General features: G+C 61.2%; 9 protein-coding genes. 5 read left to right on the top strand and 4 right to left on the bottom strand.

Translation table 11 applies throughout. The annotated features are described in order from the left end of the window. The 4 genes from ENZ75_RS13690 to ENZ75_RS13705 all read left to right on the top strand — a co-directional run. A partial coding sequence (locus tag ENZ75_RS13690; RefSeq protein WP_164887812.1) for a molybdopterin cofactor-binding domain-containing protein occupies window positions 1-400 on the top strand: 400 nt, incomplete at its 5' end. A 113-nt stretch (window positions 401-513) separates the two neighbouring features. Continuing rightward, window positions 514-1,311, top strand: coding sequence for a xanthine dehydrogenase family protein subunit M (locus ENZ75_RS13695; protein WP_063168155.1), 798 nt, complete (start codon window positions 514-516; stop codon window positions 1,309-1,311). A gap of 405 nt (window positions 1,312-1,716) precedes the next feature. Then, a complete protein-coding gene (locus tag ENZ75_RS13700) occupies window positions 1,717-2,739 on the top strand; it encodes an acyltransferase (protein WP_013531268.1) in 1,023 nt (340 codons plus the stop codon). A 247-nt stretch (window positions 2,740-2,986) separates the two neighbouring features. Further along, entirely contained in the window at window positions 2,987-4,366 is a 1,380-nt protein-coding gene (locus ENZ75_RS13705; protein ID WP_013531269.1) for an OFA family MFS transporter, read from the top strand. A gap of 260 nt (window positions 4,367-4,626) precedes the next feature. Here the strand turns inward: ENZ75_RS13705 and ENZ75_RS13715 are convergent, their stop codons facing one another. The 3 genes from ENZ75_RS13715 to ENZ75_RS13725 all read right to left on the bottom strand — a co-directional run bounded on the left by ENZ75_RS13715 (window position 4,627) and on the right by ENZ75_RS13725 (window position 6,408). Next, complete coding sequence (locus ENZ75_RS13715; protein WP_063168154.1) at window positions 4,627-5,124, bottom strand: GNAT family N-acetyltransferase; 498 nt, start codon at window positions 5,122-5,124, stop codon at window positions 4,627-4,629. After that, a complete protein-coding gene (locus tag ENZ75_RS13720) occupies window positions 5,121-5,891 on the bottom strand; it encodes a copper homeostasis protein CutC (RefSeq protein WP_063168153.1) in 771 nt (256 codons plus the stop codon). The genes ENZ75_RS13715 and ENZ75_RS13720 overlap by 4 nt, the downstream gene beginning before the upstream one ends. An 85-nt stretch (window positions 5,892-5,976) precedes the next feature. Then, a complete protein-coding gene (locus tag ENZ75_RS13725; protein WP_024503833.1) occupies window positions 5,977-6,408 on the bottom strand; it encodes a cupin domain-containing protein in 432 nt (143 codons plus the stop codon). Between the two features lie 223 nt (window positions 6,409-6,631). Here ENZ75_RS13725 and ENZ75_RS13730 point away from each other — a divergent pair, with 223 nt between their 5' ends. Continuing rightward, a complete protein-coding gene (locus tag ENZ75_RS13730) occupies window positions 6,632-7,120 on the top strand; it encodes an Hsp20 family protein (RefSeq protein ID WP_013531273.1) in 489 nt (162 codons plus the stop codon). Window positions 7,121-7,477: 357 nt separating this feature from the next. Here the strand turns inward: ENZ75_RS13730 and ENZ75_RS35735 are convergent. Further along, a partial coding sequence (locus ENZ75_RS35735; RefSeq protein ID WP_348630615.1) for a hypothetical protein occupies window positions 7,478-7,833 on the bottom strand: 356 nt, incomplete at its 5' end.

The raw sequence follows: 7,833 nt of genomic DNA on the forward strand, positions 1-7,833 counted from the left end.
CGGCGTCACCGAGATCGTCCAGTTCGTCGCTGCCGACGATTTCGGCAACATCATCAACCCGATGATCGTCGAAGGCCAGGTGCATGGCGGGCTGGCGCAAGGCATCGGCCAGGCGCTGCTCGAAGGCGCCCATTATGACAATAGCGGCCAGCTTTTGACCGCGAGCTACATGGACTACACCATGCCGCGCGCCGGCGATCTACCGTCGTTCAAGGTCTCGACCTCGAACACGCCATGCCCGGGCAATCCGTTGGGGATCAAGGGCTGCGGCGAGGCCGGCGCCATCGGCTCGCCGCCGGCGGTGATCAACGCCCTCACCGACGCCATCGGCAGCAACGATCTTGCCATGCCGGCTTCGCCGTCCACCGTCTGGGCCGCGATCCGCGCAACGAAACACTGAAAGCGAATAGCGAATAGGGAGTAGCGAATAGGGAAGAGAAGGCGGTGCGACTGGATAGTTCCTATTCGCTATTCGCTACTCCCTATTCGCCCATTCACCCAAGGGAGAATTCCATGTACGCAGTCAACTATCACCGCGCCGCCTCGGTCGCCGATGCTGCCAAGCTGGTCAAGACAGGCGACGCCAAGCTGCTTTCGGGCGGTATGACGCTGATCCCGGCGATGAAGACGCGGCTTGCCGCGCCGTCAGACCTTGTCGACCTGTCGCGGATCACGGAGCTGCAGGGCGTCAAGGTCTCGGGCAAGACCGTCACCATCGGCGCCGCGACCACGCATCACGCCGTTGCCAATGACGAGAAGCTGAAGAAGGCCTGTCCGGCGCTTGCCCATCTGGCGTCACTGATCGGCGATCCGGCGGTGCGCCATAAGGGGACGATCGGCGGCTCGATCGCCAACAACGACCCGGCGGCCGATTATCCGGCGGCGCTCCTGGCGCTGGGCGCCACCATTATCACCAACAAGCGCGAGATCGCTGCCGACAAGTTCTTCAAGGGTCTGTTCGAGACCTCGTTGAAGGAAGGCGAGATCGTCACCGCCGTCACCTTCACCGCGCCGGCCAAGGCGGCCTATGAAAAGTTCCGCAATCCGGCATCGCGCTACGCCATCGTCGGCGTGTTCGTTGCCAAGGGCAAGGATGGCGTCAGCGTCGCCGTCACTGGAGCCGGCGATGACGGCGTCTTCCGCTCGAAGGAGATCGAGGCAGCATTGGCCAAGAATTTCGCGGCCTCGGCACTGGAAGGTGTGAAAGTGCCGGCGAAGAATCTGATGACCGACATCCATGCCTCGGCCGATTATCGCGCCAATCTGATCGCGGTGATGGCCAAGCGCGCGGTTGCGGCAGCCAACGCCTGAGAAACTGTTTGGAAACTCTACTCCGGCGGCCATCTGATGGCGTTTTCTGTGCTTCCGGTGCTCACGTACCAAAAGTACGCTCCGCTCCGGTTCTCGAAACCACCACCTATGACTCGCCAGGGCGAGTTTCGAAACAGTTTCTAATACGATCAGTCGCAGACAAGGAAAGGGGCCTCCGTGGCCCCTTTTCTCGTGCGGCGGCCTGCATCCGTTCAGTTGCTGATGGAATCGCTGCCGCACTGCTTGAAGCAAATCCCCGCCGAGCCGGAGGCCGGACCTGATCCGGCAGCAATCTCGCACTTGCACAAATCCATATTGCACTGCAATATGAACTAGGGCGGGAATGCGAGCTGGGTTCGAATTGTACCATCGTACCCTTCGCATGCCTATTGCGAGAGGATCGGCATGACCGACATTTCCGCGACGCATGTCGTTCCGTCCCGATCCGCCGCCGACAGATCAACCAGAACAAGACTGGCCTATCTCGACGGCTGGCGCGGGCTTTCGATCGCGCTGGTTCTGATCGGCCATTTCTTTCCGGTTCCGGGAATCAATCTTGGCGTGCTGGGCGTCGAATTCTTCTTCGTGCTCAGCGGCCGGCTGATGGGCGAGATCCTGTTCATCGAACGCTACCCGCTGAAAAAATTCTTCAAACGCCGCTTCTCCCGCATCTATCCGGCTCTTCTGGTCTTCGTAGTCGTCGCGATGATCGCGCTCTCCGGCACGTTCCTCGCCTTCAAATGGAAGGCCGCGCTGACGGCGCTGACATTCACCTACAATTATGCCGGCATTCTCGTGGCTCGGGCAGGGGCGCTCGACCATATCTGGTCGCTCTGCATCGAGGAGCACGCCTACATCATCCTGGCGCTGATCAGCGTCATCGTCTCAAGTCGCTCTCGCGTGGTCGTGCTGCTCCTGGCGCTGGCCTTGCTGGCCATGGCCAATGGCGCGGTTTCGTACTGGGTCTTGGGGATGGACTACGAAACCACTTATTGGCGCACGGATGTGCACATCGCGTCGATCCTCCTGTCGGCTTCGATCTGCCTGCTCAAGGCCGACGGCAGGCTGCCGGCGTTTTTGAGAGGCAAGCATGTGGCCCTGGTGGCAACGGTCTGTGCCGTTGTCCTGTTCCTGGATCGGGTGCCGACGCCGATGCACTATCTCTTCGCGGTGCCGCTGCTGGCTCTGGCCGTCAACGCACTCGATTTCAGCCCACGGTATTTTTCCGGATTGCTGTCGTCCTGGCCGATGGCGACGCTGGGGCTGTGGTCGTACTCGCTCTATTTATGGCAGCAGCCGTTCTACAAATTCGTCTATGAGCAAGGCAGCGCGCCGATACCGATGCTGGCCGCAGTCTTCGCTTGCGCGGCCTGCAGCTACTACCTCATAGAGCGCCCGGCGCGCGAATGGCTCAACCGCAACTGGTGAATGCCGTCGTGCCCGGCCAGATGATCGTGAGTGCAGGTGGAGGGATCGCGCTTCATAAGCAGACAGTCAATCAATTGTTTCTAATCTAACTTTCGGGAAAGCAATGACCTGCTTTGCGATATGGGCCAGTCTCATTAGACATTGGTCGTATGGCAGGCATTCCTTATTGCCTCGCCGGCTTACCCGCCTAGTTTGTTCGCAGGACACATCTGAGAAGATGGTTCGAAGACGCATCTGGGAGGATGGAATGGATACGACTGGGGAAAGGGCGGGCGGCTGGCTCGACCGCTCACGCACCGTCGCCGAGCCTGGCTTCAGCAGGTGGATGGTGCCGCCGGCGGCGCTCTGCATCCACCTTTGCATCGGCCAGGCCTATGCGTTCAGCGTTTTCAACTTGCCGATGTCTAAGCTGATCGGCATCACCGACTCGGCGCCCGACGACTGGAAATTGACCGGCCTCGGCTGGATTTTCTCGATCGCGATCCTGTTCCTGGGCATTGCGGCGGCGTTCGGCGGCGGCTGGCTGGATCGCGTCGGTCCGCGCAAAGCCATGGTCGCTTCTGCCTGTTGTTTCGGCGGCGGCTTCATTGTCTCGGCGCTCGGCGTCTATCTGCACCAATTGTGGATCATCTATCTCGGCTACGGCGTGCTGGGCGGCATCGGTCTCGGCCTCGGCTATATCTCGCCGGTCAAGACGCTGATCACCTGGTTTCCGGACCGGCCGGGCATGGCAACCGGCATGGCGATCATGGGCTTCGGCGGCGGCGCCTTCATCGCCTCGCCGCTGTCGGTTTATCTGATGAAGCTGTTTTCGACGCCTGAGCACATCGGCGTCGCCGAAACCTTCCTGGTGCTGGGCATCGTCTATTTCGTCTTCATGCTGATCGGCGCCGTTATCGTCAGGGTGCCGCCGGAGGGCTGGAGGCCTGCCGGATGGACGCCGCCGGCGGCACAGAATGCGATGGTGACGACGTCCAATGTCCATCTCGACGATGCGTTGAAGACGCCGCAGTTCTGGCTGCTGTGGGGCGTGCTGTGCCTTAATGTGACGGCAGGGATCGGCGTGCTCGGCCAGGCCTCGGCGATGAGCCAGGAGATGTTTCCGGGACGCATCACGCCTGCCGCTGCCGCCGGCTTCGTCGGCCTGCTGTCGATCTTCAACATGCTCGGCCGCTTCTTCTGGGCCTCGACCAGCGATTATATCGGCCGCAAGACAACTTATGCCATCTTCTTCGCGCTGGGTGTCGTCCTCTATGCGGCGGTGCCGTGGACCGGCCAGACCGGCAGCGTTTTCCTGTTCGTGCTGTTCTACGGGATCATCCTCAGCATGTATGGCGGCGGCTTCGCCACCATTCCCGCTTACCTGCGCGACGTCTTCGGCGTGCGTTACGTCGGCGCCATCCACGGCCGATTGCTGACCGCGTGGTCGGTGGCGGGCGTGCTTGGCCCGGTGCTGGTGAATTATATCCGGCAGTACCAGATCGACAGCGGCGTTGCGAAGGCCGACGCCTACACGGTCACCATGTACATCATGGCCGGCCTGCTGGTTGTCGGCCTCCTGCTCAACCTGATGATGCGGCCCGTCAATGCGCGCTTCCACATGAAGACCGAACCAGCGGTGGCTTAGAGTCAGTTCCATCCCGATAGAATCGGGATGGGCTCTATCTTATTGTTTGAGCATGATCTTTTCCGAAAACCGGAGTCCACTTTTCGGGATCAGCTCTGAGGAGACCGACCATGGCGCAAGACAACGAGAATTCGATCAAACTCACGCTGGCCTGGCTGCTGGTCGGCATCCCGTTGGTCTGGGGGTTCTGGATGACGCTGGTGAGTGCGACAGCCCTGTTCCAGTAGTCCTCATCTTCGTGCGCGGATCTGCCTGGTCTGTCAGGCGCTGATCTGCCTGACGTAATAGCGCACCGCTTTCTTGCCGCCATGGATAACGGCGTCGCCGGCCTCGACGAAGCCGAGCGCAGCGTGAAAGGCATCCGAGGCGGGGTTCGGCGGGGCGGTGTTGACTTCGCAGGTGACCAGCGTGTGGCCGGCGCGCTCAACATGGCCGAACAGGTCCTGATAGAGCCGGCGGGCGTGGCCGCGGCCGCGTGCGTGCGCCGCCACGACGACCCGGTCGACATAGACGAAGCGCTCATAGCGCTCGCGGAACCACAGGAAATTCGGGCTGTCGTAGCGGGCATCCTGGTCGAAGGTCATGATGAAGGCTTCGAGATCGCCGATGCGCCTGGTGTAAAATGCTTCGCCAAGCAGGAAGGACAGCCGCTCAGCCTCCAGCCACGACAGTTCGGCGGCATGCTCGTTGTTGAGCGCCAGGATCGCCGCTTCGTCTTGGGCCGATACACGGGCTATCGGGGCAGGGCTCGAGGTCATGCCTTGGCTGCCGCGATCGTTGCCGCCACCAGCGCTGTGTCGGTCAGCGTGTTGCGGTACTCGCGATCGAGATCGGAACCACCCATGCCGACATGGGGATTGCGGTAGTCCATGGCACTCGGCACATCCTTGAGGGCGGCAAAATGCATTTCGGACAGGCCGGTTCTGCTGCGCACTTCGGCAATGTTGTGCAAATCCAGTCCGCCGCAGCCGAGGATGACGATGCGGTCGCCGGCCTGCCGCACCAGATCCGCCAACAGCGGCAAGCCTTCGATGGCAGTGTCACGCTGGCCGCTGGTCAGCACGCGGCCGACCTTGCTGCGGATCAGCGATTCGAGCGCCTCGGCCGGCTCGCGCGTCATGTCGAAGGCGCGATGGCAGGTGACGTTCAAGGGGCCGGCGGCCTGCGTCAGTTCGCTCATGCGCGCCTCGTCCATGGTGCCATCGGCGTTCAGGCAGCCAAACACCACGCCGGGCACGCCGAGTTCGCGCAGTGCCGAGACATCTGCCAGCATCGAGGCATATTCCGTCGCACTGTAGAGAAAATCGCCGCCGCGCGGCCGCACCATGACGTGAAACGGCACGTTTGCCTGCTCGATGGCGGCGCGGATCGTGCCGAGGCTTGGCGTGATGCCGCCTTCGACGAGGCTGGCGCACAGTTCGATCCGGTCGGCGCCGGCGGCTTGCGCCGCGAGAAGGCCGTCAATGCCTTCGACACAGATTTCGATCAGCGGCAGGCGGAGAGCTTTGGTCAAGGGGCGATCCATTCCATGATTTCCCGGCCAGCCCTACCACCGCGCCGGTTGCTGCGAAAGCGCGAACAGACTTTCGCGCCGGGCACGGACTTCGCGGTTATTGGCGCAATTCCGTGTTCTTGGCGCCTTGCTCGACCTGATCGATCACCAGAAGCTTCACCTCGATATCACCGATATTGGTGGCCTGATGCCACTGGCCGATCATTTCGATGATGAAATCGCCGGCCTTGTAGGTGTTGCTGTCGCCGGTCTCGACATTGGTGACCTTCAGCGTGCCGGCCTGGACATAGGCATAGCGCGGGAAAGGGTGCCTGTGGACCGGCAAGGTCGCGCCCGGCGCGATGTCGTAGGTCGAGACCAGCACCTGCACGTTCTTCTGCGGCAGCGTGATCGGTTGGCCGGACGCGGTCGTCGTGCGCGACGCAAGAGGGGTCACGACGACAGGCGTGCCGCTGCTGTCCAGCGCGTGGGCCGGGTTCGCGGAAAAGGCTGCCGCGAGCAGCAGTCCTGACATCAAAATTTTTCGCATGATTCGCATCCACCCCTGGCGTCAACATCGCGCAGTGGCCACCAGCACGCAAGGCAGCGCCTTGGGCACCTGCCTGCCGGCCAAAAATATTTTTGTCGCCCTCTTGAAGGAAAAAAACACGATTACCAGATCGTTTTCCGTCGAGGCTTCGGCTCGACATACTGGCGTCGCAGCGACGCTGCGACAGCCTCGTAATCCATGTTGCTTCACGGAGGATATGGCTATGAGAAGCTCTGATTATACCCCTCTTTACCGCACAACGGTCGGCTTCGACCGTCTCTTCGATATGCTCGAAAAAAGCGTACGCTCCGACTGGCCTCCCTACAATATCGAGAAGACCGGCGAGAACGACTATCGCATTACGATGGCTATCGCCGGCTTCGCTCTCGATGAGGTCGAACTCATGCAGAACGGCCCCGAATTGTCTGTCGTCGGCCAAAGGAAACCCGACCAGGAAAATCGGGAGGTCCTTCATCGCGGCTTGGCGACGGGCAACTTCAAGCAGGTGTTCAAACTTGCCGACCACGTAAAGGTCAAGGCGGCCAACCTCGAGAATGGCTTGCTGTCAGTGGACCTGGTCCGCGAAGTGCCCGAGGAACTCAAGCCTCGGCGCATTGAGATAGGGTCCGAAGCCAAAGCGGTTTCGCTCGAGCAACCCGGCAAGAAGCAGTTGATCGACTCGGATGCGGAGCCTCAACGCGAGGTCGCCTGATTCCCTGGACCTAAATCTACGGTCCGCCTCCCGGTTCGGCCGGGAGGCACAGATCGCGGAGAATGGAGATGAGAACCGGAACTTACAGTTTTCACCAACCTGAACCGAAAAATCTTGCCGCGGAATCCGCCGGATTGCGGACGCCAGATGATGTGCTGAACGAGGAGACGATGACGATCGGTGCAAAGCGGGCTTTGCTCGCTTTCTGGGCTTCCGACGTTCATGCGGTTCCTGACAATCCCGCGTTGCGGCAATTGGACAACGGCGCCATCGTGGAAGTCAGCGACATACTTCGCGCACTCCGCCTTCTGGACGAAACCGGGCGGGAACCGCGTGTTTCAAAGGAGTCGGGAACCGTCAGCCTGTCTTTCGACCGGCGCCGCAAGAAGAGCCGGCTCGGTTGGATGCGGCGCCCCTGGCGAGATGACGATGATGATCCGCCGCCAATCCCGGCCTTTGCAACGGTGCCGCCCGGGCGTGGAGGCGGCGGCATGTTGGCCGAGCCGGAGCATGCAATCGCATGATGACCCGAACCAACAACAACCCACGTGCGGAATGGAGGATCACATGAGTTACAGGACGTTCGACCGACCAGTTCTTGTCAAGAATGGCGAGTTCATTCAAGAAATAGGGTGCCTCGACGATGCGTTCGACTTCTTTGACGAGTGGCCAAGGGAGCGGCGGGGTCCGATTTTCGAAACGGCCTTTCGAGC

Source organism: Mesorhizobium sp. M7A.F.Ca.CA.002.04.1.1 (assembly GCF_004022805.1).
Lineage (GTDB): Bacteria > Pseudomonadota > Alphaproteobacteria > Rhizobiales > Rhizobiaceae > Mesorhizobium > Mesorhizobium ciceri.